The sequence below is a fragment of the Bradyrhizobium algeriense genome, assembly GCF_003062295.1.
Classification (GTDB): domain Bacteria; phylum Pseudomonadota; class Alphaproteobacteria; order Rhizobiales; family Xanthobacteraceae; genus Bradyrhizobium; species Bradyrhizobium algeriense.
In genome coordinates, this window is record NZ_PYCN01000270.1 from 1 (window position 1) to 445 (window position 445).

Here is a 445-nt window from a genome sequence, read left to right on the forward strand (position 1 = left end):
GGGGCAATGCCGAAATCCGGAGGGGGATCTCCCACCCGCAAGCCGCCCTGCGGCTGGAGGGCCGCCGGAGAGCGGTCGTGCAGGGATGGCAGGCCGGGCGATCCGGCCTGACAGACCGAACGATGGGGAGACCGGTTTTCGGGGTTGCTGGGGAGAGGGGGCCGCGCCCCTCGTCCCTCCTGCCGGCACAAGAACTATGAGCCGGCCGCCAAAAGCGGCCGCCGCACAGATGGGCTATTCTGTGAAACTCACGGCGTCAGCCGTGGCAAATAACACTGCGCACCAATTCGACAGACGCCGTAAAAGCTCGCCATGCGCTGGTCACACTCGATGACGTGGCGTTCTGCATTCCCGTGCTTTTCCACTGTGCCGTTCGTCGGGACCGGGAAGGGAGGGCCGTGGCTGTCATCGTCCAGAACCAGTGGCCGCGCTCGCGTCCGTACGG

Annotated in this window: 1 protein-coding gene; it reads right to left on the reverse strand. The window is 66.3% G+C overall.

The window, feature by feature from the left end; all coding sequences use genetic code 11:
* Positions 1–248: 248 nt before the first annotated feature.
* A partial coding sequence (locus C7G61_RS45790) for a hypothetical protein (RefSeq protein ID WP_210205938.1) occupies positions 249–445 on the reverse strand: 197 nt, incomplete at its 5' end.